The following is a 22283-nucleotide window of genomic DNA, read 5'->3' on the forward strand; positions in this document are numbered from 1 at the left end:
GGGGGGGGGGGGGGGGGGGGGCCGCGCGGCGCCCCCCCCCCCCCCGGGCGGGCGGCGGCCCCCCCCCCCCCCCAGCCCACAACCGCAACCACTTCACAACAGCAACCGGCCACAAGAGCAACCAGCCACAAGAAGCGAAACCCAGGTGACAGCGGTCACGAAGAGCAGCGGAAGAACAGGACCCCTCGTACCGTTGTGCAGAGCGTCGGTGTGTCCAGTGTCCCCGGGCCTCACCCAAATTGCCTTCGCGGAATACCGTCCGGCTGGAGCCGCGTCGTGCCACTCGCCGAGAGGCGACCTGCACACCGACGCCCAGCGGCGCCCCGGCCATCCGGTCGGGGCGCTGTTTTCCCCACGCTGAGGATTGCCGAAAATGATCCGCGACTCGACTCGCGGGGCCCCGGCGGCTGGCCTAATGTTCAGGAGGTCAGCTTCCGCCAGCGGGGGAGGGGGTGTCGCGGGATGGGTCTGAAGACCTTCATCGAGGGTTGGCCGGTCTACCGGCAGCTCACCGGCACGGACCCGCTCGGGCGGGGCGCGGCGGCCCAGTCGGCCCGTTCGGCGGCGCTTACCACGCGCACCGAGACCGCCGACAGCATGGCGCGTTCGGTCTGCCCCTACTGTGCGGTGGGCTGCGGGCAGCGGGTGTTCGTCAAGGACGGCCAGGTCACCCAGATCGAGGGCGACCCGGACAGCCCGATCTCCCGCGGCCGGCTCTGCCCGAAGGGCTCCGCCAGCAAGAACCTGGTCACCAGTCCGCTGCGGCAGACCACCGTCCGCTACCGCCGGCCGTACGCGACCGAGTGGGAGGACCTCGATCTCGACACGGCGATGGACATGATCGCCGACCGGGTGCTCGCGGCGCGGGACGCTACCTGGGAGGACGCCGACGAGCAGGGGCGGGCGTTGAACCGCACCCTGGGCATCGCCAGCCTCGGCGGCGCCACGCTGGACAACGAAGAGAACTACATCATCAAGAAGCTCTTCACCGCGCTCGGCGCACTACAGATCGAGAATCAGGCGCGGATTTGACACTCCGCCACCGTCCCCGGTCTGGGGACCAGCTTCGGTCGCGGTGGCGCGACGGTCTTCCAGCAGGACGTCGCCAACGCTGACGTCATCGTCATCCAGGGCTCGAACATGGCCGAGGCCCACCCGGTGGGTTTCCAGTGGGTGATGGAGGCCAAACGGCGGGGCGCGAAGGTCTTCCACGTCGACCCCCGGTTCACCCGTACCAGCGCGCTTGCCGACACCTACCTGCCGATCCGAGCGGGTACCGACATCGCGTTGCTGGGCGGCATCGTGCGCTACATCCTGGAGAACGAGCTGGACTTCCGGGAGTACGTGGTGGCGTACACCAACGCGGCGAGCATCGTCAGCGAGGAGTTCGTCGACACCGAGGACCTGGACGGCTTGTTCTCCGGCTACAACCCGGAGACGAACTCGTACGGCCAGCGCAGCTGGCAGTACGTGGGGCACGAGAGGTATTCCGGTAGCCGCACCACGCACAAGGAGCGGGAGACGGCCGCCGGCCTGCGACACGAGTCGCACGGCATGCCGGTCGGCGGCCAGGTCCAGCGGGACGAGACGTTGCAGCATCCGCGCTGCGTCTACCAGCTCCTCAAGCGGCACTTTTCCCGCTACACCCCGGAAATGGTGGAGCGGACCTGCGGCATCCCGCAGGACAAGTTCCTGGAGCTGGCCAGGGCGTGGACGGAGAACTCCGGCCGGGAGCGGACCGGGGTGCTGATCTACTCGGTGGGCTGGACCCAGCACAGCGTGGGCGTGCAGTACATCCGGACCGGCGCGATCATCCAGCTGCTGCTGGGCAACATGGGGCGTCCTGGCGGCGGCGTCCTCGCCCTGCGCGGCCACGCCAGCATCCAGGGTTCGACCGACATCCCCACGCTGTTCAACCTGCTGCCGGGCTATCTGCCGATGCCGCACTACACCGACCACACGAGCTTCACCGACTGGGTGGACAGCATCCGGCACCCGGGCCAGAAGGGCTTCTGGGACGAAGCCCGGGCGTTCGGCGCGAGCCTGCTCAAGGCGTACTGGGGCGACGCGGCGACGCCGGAGAACGACTTCTGCTACGGCTACCTGCCCCGGATGACCGGCGACCACGGGACGTACCAGACGGTGCTGAACATGATCGACGGCAAGGTCAAGGGATACTTCCTGCTCGGCCAGAACCCGGCGGTCGGCTCGGCGCACGGCAAGGCCCAGCGGCTGGGCATGGCGAACCTGGACTGGCTGGTGGTCCGCGACCTCTTCATGATCGAGAGCGCGACGTTCTGGAAGAACAGCCCGGAGGTGGAGACCGGCGAGATCGTGCCGGAGGAGTGCCGTACCGAGGTGTTCTTCCTGCCGGCCGCCTCGCATGTGGAGAAGGAAGGCACGTTCACCCAGACCCAGCGGCTGCTCCAGTGGCGGGAAAAGGCGCTCGGCCCGCCGGCCGACGCCCGCTCCGAGCTGTGGTTCTTCTTCCACCTTGGCCGGATCATCCGGGAGAAGCTGGCCGCCTCGGACAAGGCCCGCGACCGTGCGGTCCGCGACCTGACCTGGGACTACCCCACGCACGGCGACCTGATGGAGCCGAGCGCGGAGGCGGTCTTGCGGGAGATCAACGGGTACGAGGTGGCGACCGGCCGTCCGCTGTCGGCGTTCACCGAGGCCAGGGACGACGGCTCCACCGCCATCGGCTGCTGGATATACAGCGGCGTGTACGCCGACGGGGTCAACCAGGCCGCCCGACGCAAGCCCGGACGCGACCAGGACTGGGTGGCCGCCGAGTGGGGCTGGGCCTGGCCGGCCAACCGCCGCATCCTCTACAACCGCGCCTCGGCCGACCCGGAGGGCCAGCCGTGGAGCGAACGCAAGAAGTACGTGTGGTGGGACGCCGACCGGGGCGAGTGGACCGGCTACGACGTGCCGGACTTCGAGAAGAAGAAGCCGCCCACGTACCGGCCACCGGAGGGAGCCACCGGTGTCAAGGGGCTCGCCGGCGACGACGCGTTCATCATGCAGGGCGACGGGAAGGGCTGGCTTTACGTGCCGACCGGGCTGCAGGACGGACCGATGCCGACGCACTACGAGCCGGCCGAGTCCCCGATGCGCAATCCGCTGTACGGGCAGCAGGCCAACCCGACCCGCAAGGTCTACGACAACCCGGTGAACTCGGTGAACCCGAGCCCGCCGCAGCCGCACACCGATGTCTTCCCGTACGTGTTCACCGTCAGCCGGCTCACCGAGCACCACACGGCTGGCGGGATGAGCCGGATGGTGCCACGGCTGGCCGAGCTCCAGCCGGAGATGTTCGTGGAGGTCTCCCCGGAGTTGGCGGGTGAGGTTGGCCTGGACCACCTCGGCTGGGCGCACCTGATCAGCGGGCGGGCGGCGATCGAGGCCAAGGTCCTGGTCACCGACCGGCTCACCCCGCTGCGGCTGGACGGCCGGGTGATCCACCAGGTGTGGCTGCCGTACCACTTCGGTCGCGAGGGCATCGTCACCGGCGACTCGGTCAACGACCTGTTCGGCATCACCCTGGACCCGAACGTGCTGATCCAGGAGAGCAAGGTCGGCACGTGTGACATCCGGCCCGGCCGCCGGCCGACGGGGCCCGCCCTGCTCGAACTGGTGGACGACTACCGGCGTCGGGCCGGGCTGGTCGGGGGCCGCCCGCTGATCGTCACCACCGACGCGTCCGAACGGGAGGTCGGATGATCGAGGCCAACAGCCTCTACGGGCCGCTCGATCCCGCGCCGGACGCCGGGTGGACCGACGCCCCGCCCCGGATGGGCTTCTTCACCGACACCAGCGTCTGCATCGGCTGCAAGGCGTGCGAGGTCGCGTGCAAGGAGTGGAACGGGGTACCTGACTCGGGCTTCGACCTGCTCGGCATGTCGTACGACAACACCGGCGCGCTGACCGCCAACTCGTGGCGGCACGTCGCCTTCATCGAGCAGCCGCGCCCGGCCGGGCACCGTACCCCGCCGTTCGAGGGGAACCCGACCGGTCCGGCGGCCAGCCCGGCCGGCGCCGCCACGGCCGCCCGGACCGGCACCGACACCGGCACCGACCCCGGCCTGCCCCCGGGTCGGCCGGATGCCGCCACCCGGATGGCCGCCGGGCCGGAGTTCCTCGGCATGCCCGCCTCCGAGCCGCCCGGCCGGGCCACCGGCGCCGAGTCGCGCACCGACTTCCGCTGGCTGATGATGTCGGACGTCTGCAAGCACTGCACCCACGCCGCCTGCCTGGACGTCTGCCCGACCGGGTCACTGTTCCGCACCGAGTTCGGCACCGTCGTCGTGCAGGAGGACATCTGCAACGGCTGCGGCTACTGCATCTCCGCCTGCCCGTACGGGGTCATCGACCAGCGCAAGGGCGACGGCCGGGCGTGGAAGTGCACGCTCTGCTACGACCGTCTCGGCGCCGGCATGACCCCCGCCTGCGCGCAGGCCTGCCCGACCGAGTCGATCCAGTTCGGGCCGCTGGACGAGCTGCGGGAACGCGCCGCCGCGCGGGTTGCCCAGCTGCACGACCGCGGGGTGCCGGAGGCGCGGCTCTACGGCCACGACCTCGCCGACGGCGTCGGCGGCGACGGCGCGTTCTTCCTGCTCCTCGACGAGCCCGAGGTGTACGGCCTGCCACCGGACCCGGTGGTCACCACCCGGGACCTGCCGAAGATGTGGAAGCGGGCCGGGCTGGCCGCCCTGGCCATGGCGGCGGCCGCCGTCGCCGCGTTCGTCGGAGGTGCCTCGTGAGTCCGGACCGCGCCCCGGTGGGCGACCTGTTCCGCCGGTTCCGGGAGCGGCTCGCCGCCGACGGGCCGGAGCGCCTCGTCGGGCCGGGGCTGGCACCGCAGCCGCCGCGCGGCGTCGACCCGATCGAGCGGTCCCGACGCAAGGGCCGCAGGGGCGGCGGCGGGGAGCAGATCAACGTGCCGCCGGCCGAGTTCACCTCCTACTACGGCCGGCCCATCCTCAAGCCGCCGGTGTGGAAGTGGGACATCGCGGCCTACCTGTTCACCGGCGGCCTCGCCGCCGGCTCGTCGCTACTGGCCGCCGGCGGCCAGCTCACCGGCCGGCCGGCGCTGCGCCGGGCCGGCCGGGTCACCTCCCTCGCGGCGGTCAGCGCCAGCGCGTACTTTCTCATCCACGATCTGGGCAAACCGAGCCGGTTCCACCACATGCTGCGGGTGGCGAAGCCGACCTCGCCGATGTCGGTGGGCACCTGGATCCTGAGCGTCTTCGGCCCCGCCGCCGGGCTGGCGGCGGTCGCCGAGGCGGCGCCCTGGCTGCCCGAGCGGGGCCTGCTCGGTCTCGGCCGGCGGCTGCTGCCTCCCGCCGGGCACGCGGCCGGGCTGCTCGCCGCCGCCACCGCACCGGCGCTGGCCACGTACACCGGGGTGCTGCTCGCCGACACCGCGGTGCCGTCCTGGCACGACGCGTACCCGGAACTCCCGATCATCTTCGCGGGCAGCGCGCTGGCCAGCGGCGCCGGCGTGGGGCTGCTGGCCGCGCCCACCACGCAGGCCGGCCCGGCGCGGCGGTTCGCGGTCGCCGGCGCCGCCCTGGAGCTGTGGGGTTCGCACCGGGTGGAGAACCGGCTCGGCCTGCTCAGCGAGCCCTACGCGACCGGAACCCCCGGCAGGCTGCTGCGCGCCGGCCGGGCGCTGACCGCCGCCGGGGTGGCCGGCGCGCTGGTCGGGCGGCGTAGCCGGCTCCTCTCCGGCCTGTCCGGCGGGGCGCTGCTCGCCGCCGCGGTCTGCACCCGGTTCGGCATCTTCCACGGTGGGGTCGCGTCCGCCCGGGACCCGAAGTACACCGTGCTGCCGCAGCGGGAGCGCGCCCGGCAGCGGGAAGCTCAGGCACCAGACGGCAACGGGCCGGGCGCCGGCCCGACCGGGGGGTAGCGTGCTGCCGCCGCTGACCCGCCTGTCGATCACCCCCGGCCGGCGCCGGCCGCGCTTCGGGACGCCCTGACCCGGACCGCCCCGGCGGTTCGCCCCTCTCGCGGGCGGACGGAGATCGCATGTGGTTTAGTGCTCGGTGGAGGCGTTCAGGAGGCTGGTGCCCCTCCCGGTCTTCAAAACCGGTGTGGTCCGGGACCCGGGCCAGGCGGGTTCGATTCCCGTCCGTCTCCGCCAATCGACCGTGCGGCTCCGCCTGCGCGAGGCAGGCCAGGGGGAGATGACGCGATGCGTGACGCCGACCCGCGGCGGCGGGTGCCACGTACCGATACCTTGCTGGCCGACCCCGGGCTGGCCGCCGCCGTCGACACCCTCGGCCGTGACCGGGTCAAGGCCGCCATCGTCCGGGCCCAGCAGCGTGCCCGCCACGGCGAGATCACCCCCGACGAGGTACGCGACGCGGCGCTGGCCGACCTGCCCGCGCCCGCCCCCCGGGCGGTGCTGAACGCCACCGGCGTCGTGCTGCACACCAACCTCGGCCGGGCGCCGCTCTCCGCCCCGGCCGTGGCGGCCCTCGTCACCGCCGCCGGGCACACCGACGTGGAACTGGACCTGCGCACCGGACGGCGGGCCCGGCGCGGCCGGGACGCCCTCGACGCGCTCGCCGCCGCCGTGCCCGACGCGCCCGCCGTGCACGTGGTCAACAACGGTGCCGCCGCGCTGGTGCTGGCCGCGACCGCCCTCGCCGCCGGCGCGGAGATCGTGGTCAGCCGGGGCGAACTGGTGGAGATCGGCGATGGCTTCCGCCTGCCGGACCTGCTGGAGAGCACCGGCGCCCGGCTGCGCGAGGTGGGCACCACCAACCGCACCACCCTCGCTGACTACGCCGCCGCGCTCGGCCCGCGTACCGGGTTCGTACTGAAGGTGCACCCGTCGAACTTCGTGGTCCGCGGCTTCACCTCGGCGGTGCCGGTGCGGGACCTGGCCACCCTGGGTGTGCCCGTGGTCGCCGACATCGGCTCCGGGCTGCTCGCCCCGGACCCGTTGCTGCCCGACGAGCCCGACGCCGCCACCACCCTGCGCGCCGGCGCTCACCTGGTCACCGCCAGCGGCGACAAGCTGCTCGGCGGCCCGCAGGCCGGCCTGTTGCTCGGTGCCGCCGACCTGGTCGACCGGCTGCGCCGGCACCCGCTCGCCCGGGCGCTGCGGGTGGACAAGCTCACCCTGGCCGCGCTCGCCGCCACCCTGCACGCCCCGGCCACCCCGACCCGGGCAGCGCTGCACGCCGACCCGGCCGCGCTCCGGCAGCGGGTGGAACGGCTGCGCGACCGGCTCGGCGAGGACGGCTGCAAGGCCGAGGTGGTGCCCAGCACCGCGGTGGTCGGCGGCGGGGGCGCGCCCGGCGTGGAGCTCGATTCGTGGGCGCTGAGCCTGCCTGAGCGGTACGCCGAGCCGCTGCGCACCGGCGAGCCGCCGGTCCTCGGCCGGGTCCTGCACGGGCGGCTCCTGCTCGACCTGCGCTGCGTACCGGCCGACGCCGACCAGGCCGTCCGGGCGGCGATCCTGCGGGTGGGCGGCTGACATGTGGGTCGTCGCCACCGCCGGGCACGTCGACCACGGCAAGTCCACCCTGGTCCGCGCACTGACCGGGATGGAACCCGACCGGTGGGCGGAGGAACGCCGCCGGGGCATGACCATCGACCTCGGCTTCGCCTGGACCACCCTGCCCTCCGGCGGGACCATCGCCTTCGTCGACGTGCCCGGGCACGAGCGGTTCGTGCCGAACATGCTGGCCGGCGTCGGCCCGGTCCCGGCCGCGCTGGTCGTCGTCGGCGCGGACGAGGGCTGGATGCCACAGTCGGCTGAGCACCTGGCCGCGCTGCACGCGCTCGGGGTGTCGTACGGGCTGCTGGCGGTGACCCGCGCGGACCTGGCCGACCCGGCCCCGGCGGTGGCCCGCGCCCGGGCGGAGATCGCCGCCACCTCCCTCGGCGAGGTGGAGGCGGTGGCGGTCAGCGGCGCCACCGGCGCGGGCCTGCCCGAGCTGCGGGCCGCCCTCGACCGGCTCGCCACCCGGCTGCCCGCCCCGGAGCTGGACGCCCCGGTGCGGCTCTGGGTGGACCGCTGCTTCACCATCCGGGGCAGCGGCACCGTGGTCACCGGCACCCTCGGCGGCGGCCGGCTGCACGTCGGCGACCAGCTCGAACTCGCCGCCACCGGCGAGCCGGTGCGGGTCCGCGGCCTGCACTCCCTCGGCGTCGCACGGGACCGGATCGACGCGGTCGCCCGGGTGGCGGTGAACCTGCGCGGCGTGCCCCGCGAGCGGATCGCCCGCGGCGACGCGCTGCTCAGCCCCGGCCGGTTCCACCGCACCGACCTGCTGGACGTCCGGGTCGCCGGCGATCCGGCCGCCGACCTGCCGGCCACCCTCACCCTGCACGTCGGCTCCGCCGCCGTGCCGGCCCGGGTACGCCCGCTCGGCCCGGACACCGTGCGGCTGCGGCTGGCCCGGCCGCTGCCGCTGCTGATCGGGGACCGGGCGCTGCTGCGCGACCCCGGCCGGCACCACGTCGCCGGCGGGGTGACGGTGCTGGACGTGGCCCCGCCGCCGTTGCGCCGGCGGGGCGCCGCCACCGCCCGGGCGGCGGTGCTGGCCGGGCTGGACGGCCGGCCCGACCTGGCCGGGGAGCTGCGCCGCCGGCGGCTGAGCCGGGCCGGCGAGCTGACCCGGATGGGGGTGGCGGTCACCGCCGCGCCGGTGGCTGGGGACTGGCTGGCTGACCCGGAGCACTGGCGGGCCCTGGCCGTACGCCTGGCCGAGGAGGTCACCCGGTACGGCCGGGCACATCCCCTGGAGCCCGGCGTGCCGGTCGAGGTGCTGCGCCAGCGCCTCGACCTGCCCGACCGGGCGCTGGTCGCGGCGCTGCTGCGACCGCCGCTGCGGCTGCGGGCCGGGCGGGTCACCGCGGCGGCGGCCGACACGCTGCCCGACCCGGTCGTCCGCGCCGTCGACCGGGTCCGCGTCGAGTACGGCGACCGCCCGTTCCAGGCCCCCGAGGCGCACCGCCTGGCCGACCTCGGCCTCGGCCCGCGGGAGATCGGCGCGGCGGTTCGGGCCGGAGCCCTGCTGCGGCTGGCCGACAACGTGGTGCTGCTGCCGGGCGCGCTCGACGACGCGGTCCGGATCCTGGCCCGGCTGCCGCAGCCGTTCACGCTCAGCGCCGCGCGGCAGGCCCTCGACACCACCCGCCGGGTGGCGGTGCCGCTGCTGGAGCTGCTGGACCGGCGTGGCGCCACCCGCCGGCTGCCCGACGACGCCCGCGAGGTGGTGGCGCCGCCGGGCTGACCGTTGCCCCGGTGTGCGAGCGTGTGGCCATGATCGTTCCATGGCTCGGCGCGGGCTTCGCCGATTCCCGCAGCCGCCGTCGACTGCTCCGGCGTGCCTTGGCCGTGGTGATGGCGCTGTGCTGGTTGGCCTGGGCCGCCCTCGCCTGGTGGACGGCGCCCCGCCAGGTCGGCCCCGAGCAGCTGGACCGGGACCTCGCGGCCGGCAGGATCGTCACCTTCGTCCGTGCCGACGGCTGGGACCAGGAGGGCGGCTTCTGGGGGCGACGGCCCGAACCGCGGTACGACAGCGAGGGCTGGATGATGATCTGGAGTCTGCCCGACGGCCGGGTTCGCTACGCCGACGTCGGTGTCCTGTCGATCGATGAGGAGCGGTCGGCCGACCAGGAGGACGCGCGCCTTGCCCAGGTCGCCTCCAGCTGGCGCGCCGACGGAGCGCCCGCCGACCGGCTCGCCGACGCGGCGGCGCTGCTGGCCGGGGCGCTGGCGCTGACGTGGCTTGGGCTGCTCATCGGCGGCCCGGCACCGCAGGCCGGCAGCCGCTTGTTCTGGTTCTGGCTCGGGCTGCTGCCGTTCGGTGCAGGACTACTCGGCTGGCTGCTTCGGGAGCAGTGGCACGCCGAGCTGCCGGCGGGCCGGGACCGGCAGTCCGGCTGGGCCGGGTTCGGCTGGGCGCTGCTCGGAGGGTTGGTGCTGTCGCTGGCGGTACTGGGGTTGCGCGCCCTGTTCGGTGGGATTGTCATCCCCGGCGGGTGATCCCAAGCCGCTCCGTCGGCGCCGCAGGTCGCCTACGGTGACGCCATGGATCCTGCGGCGATCTGGCGGGACAAGCAGCACCGGTGGCGGATCGAGGCCTACCGGGCACCGGATCTGCGGTTCGCCATCTTCGCCACGAACGGCACCACCGAGTCGGCGCCGCTGTGGCTGTTCGGGATGAACGCGCTGGCCCGCTGGCTGATGACGCACAAGATCTCGCTGGACGACCTGGAGAATGACTGACCGGCCGGCGCGGCACACCGGGCGGCGGGAGGGGGCGTGGTGGCCGGACAACTCGTCCTGATCGTGGTCCTGGTGCTGATCAACGCGGCCCTGTCCGGTAGCGAGATGGCACTGGTCACGCTTCGGGAGGCGCAGCTGCGGCGGCTGGCTCGGGCGGGGCAGAGCGGGGCCCGGCTGGTTCGTCTGGCCCGCGAGCCGAACCGTTACCTGGCCACCGTCCAACTCGGCATCACCCTGGCCGGCTTCCTGGCCTCGGCGGCCGCCGCGGTGTCGTTGACCCAGCCCCTGGTGCGGCCGCTCAGCTTCCTCGGCCGGGCGGCCCATCCGGTGGCCGTGCTGCTGGTGACCCTCGTGCTGGCCTTCATCACCCTGGTGGTGGGTGAACTCGCGCCGAAGCGGCTGGCCATGCAGTGGACGGAACGGTGGGCACTGCTCAGCGCGCGACCGCTGGACCTGCTGAGCCGGGTGTCCCGTCCGGCGGTGTGGCTGCTCAGCCGCTCCACCGACCTGCTGGTCCGGCTCGCCGGCGGCGACCCCCGGGCGCGTCGCACCGAGGTGACCGAGGAGGAGCTGCGGGAGATGCTGGTGAGCCAGCGCGGCCTCTCCGCCCAGCAGCGGGAGATCCTCGCCGGGGCGTTCGACATCGCCGGTCGGCGGCTGCGGGAGATCCTGGTGACCCGGCGCGACGTGACCTTCCTGCCGGCCGCGATCACGACGGCCGAGGGGATGCGCCGGCTCGCCGCGACCGGCCGCTCCCGCGCCCCGGTGGTCGGGCCGGGCGGCCTGGACGACGTGTGCGGCGTGGTGCACATCCGCGACCTGGTCGACGGCGACGGCGCCAGCGTCGGCGCCCGGGCCCGCCCGCCGGTGCTGCTGCCGGGGACGCTGCCGGTGGCCGACGCGATCCGCCAGCTGCGCCAGCGCCACGAGCAGCTCGCCCTGGTCGTCGACGAGTACGGCGGCATCGACGGCCTGGTCACCATGGAGGACCTGCTCGAGGAGGTGGTCGGCGAGCTGTACGACGAGACCGACCTGGACGTGCGTGGCGTGCTCCGCGAGCCCGACGGCGGCCTGGTGATCCCGGGTGACTTTCCCCTGCACGACCTGCCCGACGTGGGGGTGCGGCTCACTTTCCCACTGACCCACGAGTACACCACGGTTGCCGGGCTGGTGCTGGCCGGCCTGGGCCGGGTGCCCACCAGCCCGGGCGAGACGGTGCGGCTGCCCGGGCTGACCGTGGAGGTGGTCGAGGTGGCCGACCGGGCCGTGCGCCGGGTACGGCTGCGGGGCCCGGCCACCGGCTCCCGCCCCGACTGACCTGACCCGGACGGGGGACCTCCGACTAAACGGACGAACCGGGCCCAACACGCCTGTACCGTGCGGAGCGTGAGGGACCGAAACCTGCGCACCTTCCTCGCGGTGCTCGCCGGGGTGGCGGTGATCTACTTCGGGGTCAGCGGCCACCGCAGCGGCGGCGGCGAGGGCGGCATCTCCGGCGGTCTGGTCCTGCTCGCCGTGGCCGCGTCGCTGCTGGTCTGGTACCTCACGAAGCCGGGCCCGGCCAAGTGACGCTCAGCGCCCGGCGGCCGTGCGGCTGACCTCGCCGGCCGACTCCTGGCCGAGCGCCACCCGGACCAGCGCCGACGCGAGCCGCCCGAAGTCGGCGTCGCCGACCAGCCCGGCCAGCCGGCCCGGGTTCGCCGGCAGGCCGAGCCGCTTCGCGCCGGCGAGGGTCCGCCGGTCGGCGTACGGGCGCAGGTCCGGCCACACCGCCTGCGCCTCGCGCAGGAAGATGTCCGCCCCGGTCGGCCCGATGCCGGGGAACTCGGTCAGCAGCCGCCGCAGCGCGTCGCGGTCGCCGTCGGCCTCCCGGTGCATGCGGCGCAGGTCCCCGTGCCACCGGTCCAGGCACAGCCGGGCGGCCCGGCCGAGCATGGTGGCGGTGCGCTCGTCGTAGCGGCGGTAGTGCCCCCGGCCGAGCGCGTCCACCCGGTCCTGCCAGCTCGCCGCCTCCATCGCCTGCGGGGTCCGGTAACCCGCGCCGAAGAGTTCGCGGGCCGCCGCAATCGCCACGCAGGCCCGGATCCGGGTGCTCAACAGGGTGGTGAGCACCAGCAGCTGGTAGAGCGGCGCGGGCCGGTCGGCGAGCGCGATCCCCGCCTCCTCCGCGTACGTGCGGGCCTGCCGGTCCAGCAGCACCCGCGCCACCTTCCGATCGTCTGGCATCCCGTCCGGGTACCCGCCCCGGCGGCAGACAGACCAGTGCGCCTGGCATCTCTGCGGGTGGCCCGTGCGGACCAGATGCGCCACTGCGGAATGCGCCTGGGCGGCGGCGGGTACGCCGATCAGGTACGCGGCCCACGCCGTGTGCTCCCACTGGGAAGGAGAGACCTGTGGTCAAGCCGCAGCAGGAGGAACTCCGCCGCAACGACAAGGGCGCGACCAGCCAGGACAGCCGCGAGGGCCTCCAGGTGGGCGGGCATCCGCGCAACAAGGGCACGTCCAACGCGGACGTGGGGCGACCGGTTCCGAAGGGACAGGTGTCGCCGTACGGTCCGGCCGGTCAGCCGGTGGCCGACGACGAGAGCGGCCGGCGGCGCTAACGGCGCCCACGTGAGGGCGGCCGCAGCCTCCGCCAGGTGGCTGCGGTCGCCATTCCGTACGCCAGATGCGGCACGATGTCGGACAGCCAGTCCTTCGGCCGCCAGGTCCGGGGGTCGCTCACGCCGAGGGCGGCGATCGACCCGTCGGTGGTGGCCATCACCCCGCCGCCGAGCAGTCCTGCGGCGAGCGGCAGCGGGATGCGGCGGCGGGCGGCGAGCGCTCCGAACACGGCCCCGGCGGCGATGCCGGTGCCGTAGCCGAGGACGGCTCCGAGACCGGACCGGCGGTTGGCCGCCTTCCCCTCGGGCCCGAGGTCGATGTGCGCGGCGTGGGCCATCCGCCCGGCGGTCTCGTCCGGGGTGCTGCTCGACGGGCGGGCCCGGACCACCATGTCCAGGAACGTGACGACGTTCAACGTGGCGGTGCCGACGGCGCCTGCGATGGCGCCGTCGACCACGGGTGCCGCCCTCACTTCGGGTCGCCCGGTTCGCGCTCACCCTTGGGGCCGAACGTCCGTTCTCCCCGGACGATGCCCCGCTGGCCGCGGTCGTCCTGGAGGATCCGGTTCGCCACCTGGTTCGCCTCCTGGTCGGCGGCCCGCCCGGAATTCTCGATCAGATCGCGCAGCCGCGCCCGCTCCTTGTCGTACGCGTTGCTGCCCGGCCGTGGTCCTGGCATCGCTGCCTCCTCCGGTATGGGTACCCGCACCGTCTACCCGCCGACAGCGGCGCCAACCGTTCAGTCGGGGGAGCGGACCACCGCGACCGGGCACTCGGCGTGGTGCAGCACGCCCTGGCTCACCGACCCCAGCAGCAGCCCGCTCAGCTCGCCCCGGCCCTGCCCGCCGACGACCATCAGCTGGGCGTCGCGGGTGGCCTCGGTGAGCACGGCGACCGGCCGGCCGTGCACCGCTTCCCGGGTCACCGGCACCCCCGGGTGGCGCTCGGCCAGCCCGGTGAGCGACTGGGCCAGGATTCGGTCCTCCTCGTCGTGCAGCCGGTTCTCCTGGTAGACCAGCGGCTGCATGTCGCCGGGACCGGTGGAGACCGGATGGGTGTAGGCGAGCACGGCGTGCAGCGGGGCGCCGCGCAGCGCCGCCTCCTCGGCGGCGAACTCGACGGCGGCCCGGGACGGCGGGGAGCCGTCGACCCCGACCACCACCGCCCCGGCTGGCCGCGGCGCGCCGCGGGCCACCAGTACCGGGCAGTCGGCGTGTGCGGCGACCTGGACGGCCACGGAGCCGACCACCAGGGCGGCGAATCCGCCGAGGCCGCGGTCGCCGAGCACGAGCATCGTGGCGGTGGGGGTCTCACCGAGCAGCACCGCGGACGCCTCGCCGTCGATGATCTCGCCGGAGACCCGTACCCCCGGCGCCGCCGCCTGCGCCTCGGCGACCGCGGCGGCGACCAGCTGCTCCGCCTGGTGCCGCAGCCCGCCGCCGGGCGGCGCCCCGGCGGGCGGGGTCACCGGTACGCGCAGCAGCGGCCAGATGAACGCGTGCACGACCCGCAGCGGCCGCTGCCGTCGGGCGGCCTCTGCCGCGGCCAGCCGGACGGCCCGCCGCGCCGGCTCCGAGCCGTCGACGCCGACCACCACCGCCGCGCCGTTCGCCGAGTTCACCGCTGCACCTCCTGGCCGCCGGACGCCCGCGGCCAGTATCGCGGCCGGTTGCGCGTCGCCGGGGCGATACCGAAGGAGCCGGTCCCTGGGTACGCTGTCGACCACCGCCCGAGGAAGGGAGCCTCGTCGATGGCCGAGCCCGACCAGCCGAGCACCGCCCGCATGATCGACTTCTGGCTCGGCGGCGAGCACCACTTTCCGGTGGACGTGGCCGCAGCCCGCGCCTTCGAGGGGGCGTACGGGCCCTGCGCGGCGATCTTCCGCTCGTTGCGGGACTTCCTCGGCCGGGCGGTCCGGTCGATCGCCGGCGCCGGGGTGGACGGGTTCCTGGTCTTCGGCGCCGGCGTGCCGACCCGCGGCAACGTGCACGAGGTCGCCCCGGAGGCGACCGTGCTCTACACCGACGTCGACCCGGTGACCATCCGCCTCGGCCAGCGCCTGCTCGCTGACAGCGACCGCGCCGGGTACGGCTTCGGCGACGCCACCGACATCGGCACCATCGACCCGGCCCAGCTGCACCGCTTCGTGCCCGGGTGGGGACGCCGGCCGGTCGGCGTGGTCTTCCTCGGGCTGGCCGCGTTCCTGGACGACGCCACCCTGGCCCGCACCCTCGACGAGCTGTACGAGGCGGTCGCGCCGGGCAGCTTCCTGGCGATCGACTTCGACAGCGAGGAGTTGGCCGGGCATCCGGAGGCGCTGGCCATGATGGGTCCGGCGTTCCGGATGCGACCGCCGGCCGGGTTCGCGCCGCTGCTCGGCCGATGGCAGCCCACGGCGGACGGCATCGTGCCGGTCGCCGAGTGGCGCCCGGCGGGTGCGCCCGCCCCGGTGCCGGACGCCTTCTACGGCGCGGTGGCCACCAAGCCCGGCGGCTGACCGCGGGCCTTTCCAACGCTCCGGTCCGCCCCGGACCTGCCACCGTCGGCCCGCCGGTGAGCCGGCGGGGAACCGGGGCGGCCAGCCGTGCAGCGCCTCCGTATGATGCTTGCTCCACAGCAATAGTCGCCTTCGGAGGATGAGCATGCCGGATGGGCCCGGACAGGTGTCGCGTGCCCTGCGCGCGGCGCCGCCCGACCGGTTGGCGGAGGAGGCCGACCGGGCGATCCGCCTGGCGCTGGACGCGTCGCGGACCGAGGTGTTCATCGCCGACTACCGGTTCAGCGGCCTCTGGCCGGTGCTCGACCCGGACCTGCCGGACGGCGGCTTCCTCGCCTGCCAGGGCGTGGCGCAGCGCTGTTTCAGCAGTCAGCAGCCGGTGTTGGACAGCGGCGACGGCGGTCGCTGCCGGGTCTACCTGCCGCTGTCGGTGTGGGGTGAGCGGCTCGGGGTGCTGATGCTGGAGCTGCCGGTGAACCCGGACGCGGCGGCGGTGGAGGTGGCCCGGGACGTCGCCGGCGACCTGGCGGTGGCGCTGCGGGCCGCGGACCGGGGGACCGACCGGTATCGGCGGGTCCGCCGGCGGGAACGGCTCAGCATGGCGGCGGAGATGCAGTGGGACCTGCTGCCCGGACGCAGCGTCACGCACGGCGACTTCGTGCTGGCCGGGCAGCTCGAACCGGCGTACACCGTGGGCGGCGACCACTTCGACTGGTCGGTCGACAGCGACCGGCTCACCGTCTCGGTGCTCAACGGTGCCGGCAGCGGCCTGGCCGCGTCGCTGCTGACCGCGGTGACCGTCAACGCGATGCGCAACGCCCGGCGCTCGGGCGGAAGCCTGGTGGAGCAGGCCGAGCTGGCCTCGGACACCATTTTCTACCAGCAGCGGGGGAGCCGGCACGTGGCCACGCTGCTGCTGGAGCTGGACACCCGGCGGGGCGTGGTCCGGGCGGTCGACGCGGGTTCGCCGCACGTGCTGCGGCTGCGCGGCGGCGCCGTCTCCCCGGTTCCGCTGGAGCAGCAGTTGCCGCTCGGCATGTTCGCCGAGACGCGGTATGAGGTGCAGGAGTTCACGGTGGAGCCGGGGGACCGGCTCTTCGTGGTCAGCGACGGCGTGTACGCGGCACAGCCGGACGGGCAGGAGCCGTACGGGGAACGGGCCATGGCGCGATCGATGCGGTCCACTCGGTTGCAGCCAGCGGCCGAAGCAGTTGGTACGGTGATGCGCGAACTGCACGCGTACCACGCCGACGCGGATCTCCGTGACGACGCGGTGATCGTCTGCCTGGACTGGCGCGGTTCCAGCCCTCCGGACGACGCCGACGGGCAGTGACCAGACCGGCGGGGCGAACATCGCAGGGGACATCGGGTGGAGCGATCTCCGAATCTTGCCGCGGCCATCGATGCGGCTGCCGAAGCGCTCATCGGTGTGCTCGACTCCGCCGCTCCCCGGCACACCGTGAGCGTCTCGCCGACCCAGCTTCGGGTGCTGTCGCTGATCATGGCCCATCCGGACACCAACGTGAACCGGCTGGCCGAGCTGCTGGCCGTCGTACCGTCCTCGGCCAGCCGGCTCTGTGACCGGCTGGAGGCGGTCGGCCTGCTGCGCCGGGTGGCCGATCCCCGCGACCGGCGCGAGGTGCGGCTGATCCCGACCGCCGCGGCCGAGACCCTGTTGCGGGACCTGAAGGATCGGCGCCACAGCGCGGTCCAGGCGGTGCTGGACCGGATGCCCCACCGGGTCCAGCACGAACTGCTGCTGGCCCTGATCGCGTTCAGCCAGGCGGCGGCGCTCGGCGCCCAGCAGGCGGCCGCCGACTCCACCGCCCGCACGGCCTGACCCCGGCGCTCCCCGCGCAGCACACGATTCCGGCCGCGTCCCGCCTTCCAACTAGTGTCCTAGGACGCCTTACGGGTGGTACGCCACCACACACAAGACAGACACGGCCACCCGGACCGAAAGCGGGCCCCGGCCACGCCGGGGCGGCCCGATATAGTGGCAGCGCAACTGGCCGGCCCGCGATCGACACGACCGCGGGCCGCATCGGGGAGGTCCCAGCCCGGGATCACAGAGGGCGCCGGCACTGACCGGCCGGCAACGCGCACGTCCGAAGGAGCGGCCGATTCTGGTCGGTCCCGGGCCGTGCTGCGAAGGGAGGGTTCGGTGTCGCGTCGGCCGGCTCCATCGGAGCACCCGGCTCCCGGCGGTGCGACGGCGGTGGTGGTCGACCGTGTCCTCACCCTGCCGAACGTGATCAGCTTCGTCCGGCTCGTCGGCGTCCCGCTGTTCCTCTACCTCTTCCTCGTGGTCCGGGCCGACGTCGCGGCGATCGTGGTGCTGGCGATCGGCGGCACCAGCGACTGGGTGGACGGCTGGATCGCCCGCCGGCTGCACCAGGTCAGCCGGCTGGGGGAGTTGCTCGACCCGCTCGCCGACCGGCTCTACATCCTGGCCACGCTGCTGGCGTTCACCGCGCGCGAGGTGGTGCCGTGGCAGTTCACCGCGGCGCTGCTGGCGCGCGAGTTGCTCCTGCTCGGGTCGCTCGGGGTGCTGCGCCGCTACGGTTACGGCCCGCCGCCGGTGCACTACGTCGGCAAGACGGCGACGTTCCTGCTGCTGGCCGCGTTCCCGACCCTGTTGCTGGCCGCCGCCGCGCCGAGCATCGCCACGGCGGCCGGGGCGATCGGCTGGGGCTTGGCCTGGTGGGGTCTGGTGCTGTACTGGGTGGCCGGGGGCATGTACGTGGTGCAGGCCAGCCGCCTGGTCCGCGAGATGCGGGCGCGGCGCGCGGGAGCGGCGGCATGAGCCTGGCTCCGCGGGAGCGGGCCGGGGACCCGTCGGCGCGGTCGTACGCGCCGGATTTCCTCACCGAGCTGTTCCGTAACCCGCTCGATCCCGGATACGCCGACGCGGCGGCGCGGCGCCGGGAGGGGCCGACGTCGCGGTTGCGGCGGTTGCTGGCCCGTCCGGTCAGCCTAGTGGTGCTCGTGGTGATCGGGTTTCTGTTCGCGGTGGCGTACCGGGAGACGATCGCGGAGCAGCCGAGCCGGGCGAAGGCGCGGGCCGGGCTGATCGCCGAGATCAAGCAGCGGGAGACCGAGACGGACCGGTTGACCGAGCGGGCGGACCAGCTGCGCGAGGAGGTCGGCCGGCAGCGGGACGCGGCGTTGAGTGGTTCGCAGGCGTCCCGGTTGCGCAACCTGGAGGCGGGTACGGGCCTGGGCCGGGTGCGCGGTGACGGTGTGGTGGTGCGGTTGGCCGACGCGGCGGCGGACAAGGACGCGGTGACCGGTGCGGACGCCGGTCCGTCCCGGGTGTTGTACTCGGACCTGCAGAAGGTGGCGAACGCGTTGTGGGCGGCGGGCGCGGAGGCGGTCGCGGTCAACGGGCAGCGGCTGACGGCCACGTCGACGATCCGTTCGGCGGGTGAGGCGATCCTGGTGGACTACCGCCCGGTGACGAGCCCGTACGAGGTGTCGGCGATCGGTCCGGGGTCGATGCGGGACAAGTTCGACGGCAGCCGGGCGGCGGACTTGATGCGCGACGTGGCGCGGAGCACCGGGTTGTCGTTCGGAGTGAAGGATGTCGACGACCTCACGCTGCCGGCCGCGCCGCAGCCGCGGCTAATCTACGCCGAGCCCTCGGTGAGTCCGAGCCCGTCTCCGTCGGGTTCGGGTGCCGCCGGTTCGACCAGTCCGAGGCCGTCCGGTTCGCGGACGTCTCCCAGCCCCTCCGGAGGTGGCCGATGATCGCGGTGCTGGCGTTGTTCGCCGGTGTGCTGCTCGGGGTGTATCTGGACCCCACCGTGCCGGCGGCGTTGCAGCCGTATCTGCCGATCGCCGTGGTGGCCGCGCTGGACGCGGTGTTCGGTGGCGTACGGGCGAAGCTGGACCGGATCTTCGACGACAAGCAGTTCGTGGTGTCGTTCATCTCGAACGTGCTGGTGGCGGGTGTGATCGTGTACCTGGGTGACCAGTTGGGTGTGGGCGGTCAGTTGTCCACCGGTGTGGTGGTCGTGCTCGGGGTGCGCATCTTCGGGAACGTGGCGGCGATCCGTCGGCACCTGTTCCGGGCGTAGGTTGTGGTGATGAGCGAGGAGCACCGGGAGACGGGCACGGGTTGGCCGGAGCCGGAGAAGCCGGCGCGGCCGCCGGGTCCGGCGAGTGAGCCGGATCCGCGCCCGGACGCGCCGGATCCGGACGAGTTGAGCCCGTTGGCGCCGGCGGAGCGGGAGGCGGAGGACCCGCCGGCGGGTGAGCCGGCGGGTGACGCGCCGGACGGTTCGGCGACGGCGAAGTCGGTGTCGCGGCGGTTGACGTCGGCGGGGGCGATGATCGCGGTGCTGCTGGCGTTGCTGGGGTTCACCCTGGTGGTGCAGTTGAAGACGACGTCGACGGATCCGACGCTGGCGGCGACGCGGGAGGAGGACCTGGTCCGGATCTCGTCGGATCTGGATTCGCGGGAGCGGCGGCTGCGGCAGGACATCGCGGCGTTGGAGGAGAGCCAGCGGCAGTTGCGCTCGGGTGAGCAGGGCCGGGCGGCGGCGTTGGAGGAGGCGACGCGGCGGGCGGACGAGCTGGGCATCCTGGCGGGTACGTTGCCGGCGGTGGGGCCGGGCCTGTCGGTGCGGTTCGAGGGTGGCGAGAAGGCGTTGGCGCCGGCGCGGATCCTGGACGCGGTGCAGGAGTTGCGGGGTGCGGGCGCGGAGGCCATGCAGATCGCCGGGGCGGACGGGACGGCGGTGCGGATCATCGCGTCGACCTATTTCGTGGACGGGCAGAGTGGTGGCCTGCTGGTGGACGGGCGGCGGTTGAGCGGTCCGTACACGGTCCTGGTGATCGGTGATCCGGCGACGATGCGTACCGCGTTGAACATTCCCGGCGGGGTGGTCGCATCGGTGACGGATGCCGGCGGTAACGTGATCGTTGAGGATCGTGAGGCTGCGGAGGTTTCGCAGTTGCACGCGCCGATCAAGCTGGAACACGCCCGGCCGGTTTCCTGACCGGTCGGGGCCGCGCCGGTTTTCCCCCCGGTGCACCGATGATGAAGGACGCAGCTGGTGATTCCTGAGGATCTGCGGTATACCGCCGAGCACGAGTGGGTGGCGGGTGGTGACGGCGGTGCCGTCCGGGTCGGTATCACGCACTTCGCTCAGGACGCCCTGGGTGACATCGTGTTCGTCCAGTTGCCGGACGAGGGTGCGGTGGTGGCGGCGGGTGAGTCGCTGGGTGAGATCGAGTCGACCAAGAGTGTGTCGGAGATCTACGCGCCGGTGAGTGGCACGGTGTCGGCGCGCAACGAGGCGTTGACCGACACGCCTGAGGTGATCAACACGGACCCGTACGGTGCGGGGTGGTTGGTGGAGATCACCGCGGATGATCCGGCGGTGGTCGAGGGTTTGTTGACCGCTGCCGCGTACCGCGAGCTCACTGAGAGCTGATTGTCGTTGCCGGCGGCGGGGTTGGTTCTCCGCGCGTCCGGTTGCCCTGTATTTCGGCGCTGGCTAGGCTCGCCCAGTCGACCGAAAAGCCGATAGTTGAGCGTTGTGGAATGCGCCTTCCCGGGCACGGGGAGCCAGCCGCCGGGTGTGTGACTGCCCGGCGGCCAGACCCGCCATTACCCCGACGCCGACCGAACAGATCCGTGAGGTGGTCCCCATGACGCGCCCAGACGACGAGTTCCCCCCGCTCGACGTCACTTCGACGCTCAATCTCGGTTCGCTCGACGAAGTGCTGGAGGGTCCGGACACCGATGTGGTGCCGAGCCGGATGTCCGGTTCGTTGCCGCCGGGGATGGCGCTTTTGGTGGTTCGTCGCGGTCCGAATGCGGGTGCCCGGTTCTTGTTGGATCACGATGTGACGACGAGTGGGCGGCACCCGGACAGTGACATTTTCCTCGATGACGTGACGGTGTCGCGGCGGCACGCCGAGTTCCACCGGGACGGTGGCACGTTCACGGTGCGGGACGTGGGCAGTCTGAACGGCACGTACGTGAATCGGGAGCGGGTCGAGGCGGCCACGTTGAGCAATGGTGACGAGGTGCAGATCGGTAAGTTCCGGGTGGTGTTCATCGCCGGTCCGCGTCCGGAGGAGGAGGCCGGCCGGGGGTGAACGGGCCTGCGGCTTCGACGCCGTCCGGGGCGGCGCGTGCCACACCGCTGATGAGTATCGGTGAGGTGTTGGCGCAGTTGCGGGCGGAGTTCCCGGACGTCACCATCTCGAAGTTGCGGTTTCTGGAGGCCGAGGGCCTGGTGGAGCCGCAGCGGACGCCGGCGGGGTATCGGAAGTACAGCTGGGACGATGTGGCGCGGTTGCGGTTCGTGTTGACCGCGCAGCGGGACCAGTATCTGCCGTTGCGGGTGATCCGTGATCAGTTGGCGGAGTGGGACGCGTCGGGTGCGGCGCCGGGGCGGCAGCGGCCGGCGTTGGTGGCGGTCGGTCCCGGTGGTGAGGTCCCGGGTCGGGAGGGGGCGGAGTCCGCCGAGTCGTCGGAAGTGCGGCTGGGGCGGGCGGATCTGATCTCCCGTAGTGGTGTCGACGAGTCGACGTTGGCCGAGTTGGAGCGGCTCGGTGTGCTGGTGTCGGATCCGCCGGGTTGGTACGACTCGGATGCGTTGATCATCGCGCGGGCGGTGGCGGGGTTGGCGGCGTACGGGTTGGAGCCGCGGCATCTGCGTGGGTATCGGACGGCGGCGGATCGGGAGGTTGGTCTGTTCGCGCAGTTGGTGGCGCCGTTGGCGCGGCAGAGTGATCCGGCGGCGCGGGCGCGGGCGGCGGAGACGGCGCGGGAGTTGGTGGCGTTGTCGCAGCAGTTGCACGCGGCGTTGGTGCGGGTGGGGCTGCGGTCGACGTTGGGTCGGTGAGGTGTGGGGCCGGGTGTCGTGGGGGCGCCCGGCCTCTGCTGTCGGTGGGCGCGGAAAGATCT

Annotated in this window: 24 protein-coding genes and 1 tRNA gene; 21 read left to right on the forward strand and 4 right to left on the reverse strand. The window is 73.6% G+C overall.

All coding sequences use genetic code 11. The features are described from left to right. Positions 1–462: 462 nt before the first annotated feature. From fdh to ACFYML_RS31585, 10 genes are all read left to right on the forward strand, one after another. Positions 463–3726, forward strand: coding sequence for a formate dehydrogenase (fdh, locus tag ACFYML_RS31540; protein WP_387424099.1), 3264 nt, complete (start codon positions 463–465; stop codon positions 3724–3726). Next, positions 3723–4766, forward strand: coding sequence for a 4Fe-4S dicluster domain-containing protein (locus tag ACFYML_RS31545; protein WP_387424100.1), 1044 nt, complete (start codon positions 3723–3725; stop codon positions 4764–4766). The genes fdh and ACFYML_RS31545 overlap by 4 nt, the downstream gene beginning before the upstream one ends. Next, positions 4763–5917: an NrfD/PsrC family molybdoenzyme membrane anchor subunit gene (gene nrfD, locus ACFYML_RS31550; RefSeq protein WP_387424101.1), complete on the forward strand. Its 1155-nt coding sequence runs from the start codon at positions 4763–4765 to the stop codon at positions 5915–5917. Before ACFYML_RS31545 ends, nrfD begins: the two co-directional genes overlap by 4 nt. 138 nt (positions 5918–6055) lie before the next feature. Then, positions 6056–6151, forward strand: a tRNA-Sec gene (locus tag ACFYML_RS31555). A gap of 51 nt (positions 6152–6202) precedes the next feature. Then, positions 6203–7495 carry an L-seryl-tRNA(Sec) selenium transferase gene (gene selA / locus ACFYML_RS31560; RefSeq protein WP_387424102.1) on the forward strand — a complete coding sequence of 431 codons (1293 nt, stop codon included), beginning with the start codon at positions 6203–6205 and terminating at the stop codon, positions 7493–7495. A gap of 1 nt (position 7496) precedes the next feature. Continuing rightward, on the forward strand, positions 7497–9260 hold the full coding sequence (selB, locus tag ACFYML_RS31565) for a selenocysteine-specific translation elongation factor (protein WP_387424103.1): 1764 nt from the start codon (positions 7497–7499) through the stop codon (positions 9258–9260). Positions 9261–9289: 29 nt separating this feature from the next. Continuing rightward, positions 9290–10015, forward strand: a complete 726-nt coding sequence (locus ACFYML_RS31570; protein WP_387424105.1) for a hypothetical protein — start codon at positions 9290–9292, stop codon at positions 10013–10015. Positions 10016–10060: 45 nt separating this feature from the next. After that, entirely contained in the window at positions 10061–10258 is a 198-nt protein-coding gene (locus ACFYML_RS31575) for a hypothetical protein (RefSeq protein ID WP_387424106.1), read from the forward strand. 39 nt (positions 10259–10297) lie between these two features. Next, positions 10298–11575, forward strand: coding sequence for a hemolysin family protein (locus ACFYML_RS31580; RefSeq protein WP_387424174.1), 1278 nt, complete (start codon positions 10298–10300; stop codon positions 11573–11575). Positions 11576–11644: 69 nt separating this feature from the next. After that, positions 11645–11827, forward strand: coding sequence for a hypothetical protein (locus ACFYML_RS31585; protein WP_073833285.1), 183 nt, complete (start codon positions 11645–11647; stop codon positions 11825–11827). A gap of 3 nt (positions 11828–11830) precedes the next feature. Here the strand turns inward: ACFYML_RS31585 and ACFYML_RS31590 are convergent, their stop codons facing one another. Beyond that, positions 11831–12484, reverse strand: coding sequence for a hypothetical protein (locus tag ACFYML_RS31590; RefSeq protein ID WP_357438563.1), 654 nt, complete (start codon positions 12482–12484; stop codon positions 11831–11833). A gap of 167 nt (positions 12485–12651) precedes the next feature. Here ACFYML_RS31590 and ACFYML_RS31595 point away from each other — a divergent pair, with 167 nt between their 5' ends. Further along, positions 12652–12861, forward strand: a complete 210-nt coding sequence (locus tag ACFYML_RS31595; protein ID WP_387424107.1) for a hypothetical protein — start codon at positions 12652–12654, stop codon at positions 12859–12861. On the opposite strand, the gene ACFYML_RS31600 is transcribed toward ACFYML_RS31595, so the two are convergent. Genes ACFYML_RS31600 through ACFYML_RS31610 form a run of 3 tightly spaced genes read right to left on the reverse strand, consistent with a single transcriptional unit; the run spans position 12858 to position 14482 of the window. After that, the gene (locus tag ACFYML_RS31600) at positions 12858–13334 is read right to left on the reverse strand and encodes a hypothetical protein (protein ID WP_387424108.1); all 477 of its coding nucleotides are present in this window, start codon (positions 13332–13334) and stop codon (positions 12858–12860) included. The two genes, ACFYML_RS31595 and ACFYML_RS31600, sit on opposite strands and share 4 nt — an antisense overlap. After that, positions 13331–13540 (reverse strand): phosphatidylethanolamine-binding protein, encoded by a 210-nt coding sequence (locus ACFYML_RS31605; RefSeq protein ID WP_073833194.1) that lies wholly within the window; start codon positions 13538–13540, stop codon positions 13331–13333. Before ACFYML_RS31605 ends, ACFYML_RS31600 begins: the two co-directional genes overlap by 4 nt. 60 nt (positions 13541–13600) lie before the next feature. After that, positions 13601–14482, reverse strand: a complete 882-nt coding sequence (locus ACFYML_RS31610; protein ID WP_387424109.1) for a universal stress protein — start codon at positions 14480–14482, stop codon at positions 13601–13603. Between the two features lie 129 nt (positions 14483–14611). On the opposite strand from ACFYML_RS31610, the gene ACFYML_RS31615 reads away from it, so the two are divergent. The 10 genes from ACFYML_RS31615 to ACFYML_RS31660 all read left to right on the forward strand — a co-directional run bounded on the left by ACFYML_RS31615 (position 14612) and on the right by ACFYML_RS31660 (position 22221). Then, a complete protein-coding gene (locus tag ACFYML_RS31615; protein ID WP_387424110.1) occupies positions 14612–15358 on the forward strand; it encodes an SAM-dependent methyltransferase in 747 nt (248 codons plus the stop codon). Positions 15359–15503: 145 nt separating this feature from the next. Continuing rightward, positions 15504–16691, forward strand: a complete 1188-nt coding sequence (locus tag ACFYML_RS31620) for a PP2C family protein-serine/threonine phosphatase (protein WP_387424175.1) — start codon at positions 15504–15506, stop codon at positions 16689–16691. A gap of 36 nt (positions 16692–16727) precedes the next feature. Further along, positions 16728–17198, forward strand: coding sequence for a MarR family winged helix-turn-helix transcriptional regulator (locus ACFYML_RS31625; protein ID WP_387424111.1), 471 nt, complete (start codon positions 16728–16730; stop codon positions 17196–17198). A gap of 324 nt (positions 17199–17522) precedes the next feature. After that, the gene (locus tag ACFYML_RS31630; RefSeq protein ID WP_073833187.1) at positions 17523–18164 is read left to right on the forward strand and encodes a CDP-alcohol phosphatidyltransferase family protein; all 642 of its coding nucleotides are present in this window, start codon (positions 17523–17525) and stop codon (positions 18162–18164) included. Then, positions 18161–19108: a DUF881 domain-containing protein gene (locus ACFYML_RS31635; protein WP_387424112.1), complete on the forward strand. Its 948-nt coding sequence runs from the start codon at positions 18161–18163 to the stop codon at positions 19106–19108. The genes ACFYML_RS31630 and ACFYML_RS31635 overlap by 4 nt, the downstream gene beginning before the upstream one ends. Next, entirely contained in the window at positions 19105–19437 is a 333-nt protein-coding gene (locus ACFYML_RS31640; RefSeq protein ID WP_073833183.1) for a small basic family protein, read from the forward strand. The genes ACFYML_RS31635 and ACFYML_RS31640 overlap by 4 nt, the downstream gene beginning before the upstream one ends. Positions 19438–19443: 6 nt before the next feature. Next, positions 19444–20361 carry a DUF881 domain-containing protein gene (locus ACFYML_RS31645; protein ID WP_387424176.1) on the forward strand — a complete coding sequence of 306 codons (918 nt, stop codon included), beginning with the start codon at positions 19444–19446 and terminating at the stop codon, positions 20359–20361. Positions 20362–20418: 57 nt separating this feature from the next. Beyond that, positions 20419–20799, forward strand: a complete 381-nt coding sequence (gene gcvH / locus ACFYML_RS31650; RefSeq protein ID WP_357438583.1) for a glycine cleavage system protein GcvH — start codon at positions 20419–20421, stop codon at positions 20797–20799. 217 nt (positions 20800–21016) lie between these two features. Next, positions 21017–21469 (forward strand): FHA domain-containing protein, encoded by a 453-nt coding sequence (locus tag ACFYML_RS31655; protein ID WP_007071101.1) that lies wholly within the window; start codon positions 21017–21019, stop codon positions 21467–21469. A gap of 50 nt (positions 21470–21519) precedes the next feature. Continuing rightward, complete coding sequence (locus tag ACFYML_RS31660; protein ID WP_387424113.1) at positions 21520–22221, forward strand: MerR family transcriptional regulator; 702 nt, start codon at positions 21520–21522, stop codon at positions 22219–22221. Positions 22222–22283 lie beyond the last annotated feature (62 nt).

The organism is Micromonospora sp. NPDC007230, assembly GCF_042869115.1.
Taxonomy (GTDB): domain Bacteria; phylum Actinomycetota; class Actinomycetes; order Mycobacteriales; family Micromonosporaceae; genus Micromonospora.

Excerpts from the sequence above, each read along its gene's own strand:
- ACFYML_RS31545 (WP_387424100.1), top strand. The coding sequence starts at position 3,723 with ATGATCGAGGCCAACAGCCTCTACGGGCCGCTCGATCCCGCGCCGGAC.
- selA (WP_387424102.1), top strand. The coding sequence starts at position 6,203 with ATGCGTGACGCCGACCCGCGGCGGCGGGTGCCACGTACCGATACCTTG.
- selB (WP_387424103.1), top strand. The coding sequence starts at position 7,497 with ATGTGGGTCGTCGCCACCGCCGGGCACGTCGACCACGGCAAGTCCACC.
- ACFYML_RS31570 (WP_387424105.1), top strand. The coding sequence starts at position 9,290 with ATGATCGTTCCATGGCTCGGCGCGGGCTTCGCCGATTCCCGCAGCCGC.
- ACFYML_RS31575 (WP_387424106.1), top strand. The coding sequence starts at position 10,061 with ATGGATCCTGCGGCGATCTGGCGGGACAAGCAGCACCGGTGGCGGATC.
- ACFYML_RS31590 (WP_357438563.1), bottom strand. The coding sequence starts at position 12,484 with ATGCCAGACGATCGGAAGGTGGCGCGGGTGCTGCTGGACCGGCAGGCC.
- ACFYML_RS31605 (WP_073833194.1), bottom strand. The coding sequence starts at position 13,540 with ATGCCAGGACCACGGCCGGGCAGCAACGCGTACGACAAGGAGCGGGCG.
- ACFYML_RS31615 (WP_387424110.1), top strand. The coding sequence starts at position 14,612 with ATGGCCGAGCCCGACCAGCCGAGCACCGCCCGCATGATCGACTTCTGG.
- ACFYML_RS31620 (WP_387424175.1), top strand. The coding sequence starts at position 15,504 with ATGCCGGATGGGCCCGGACAGGTGTCGCGTGCCCTGCGCGCGGCGCCG.
- ACFYML_RS31635 (WP_387424112.1), top strand. The coding sequence starts at position 18,161 with ATGAGCCTGGCTCCGCGGGAGCGGGCCGGGGACCCGTCGGCGCGGTCG.
- ACFYML_RS31640 (WP_073833183.1), top strand. The coding sequence starts at position 19,105 with ATGATCGCGGTGCTGGCGTTGTTCGCCGGTGTGCTGCTCGGGGTGTAT.
- ACFYML_RS31655 (WP_007071101.1), top strand. The coding sequence starts at position 21,017 with ATGACGCGCCCAGACGACGAGTTCCCCCCGCTCGACGTCACTTCGACG.
- ACFYML_RS31660 (WP_387424113.1), top strand. The coding sequence starts at position 21,520 with ATGAGTATCGGTGAGGTGTTGGCGCAGTTGCGGGCGGAGTTCCCGGAC.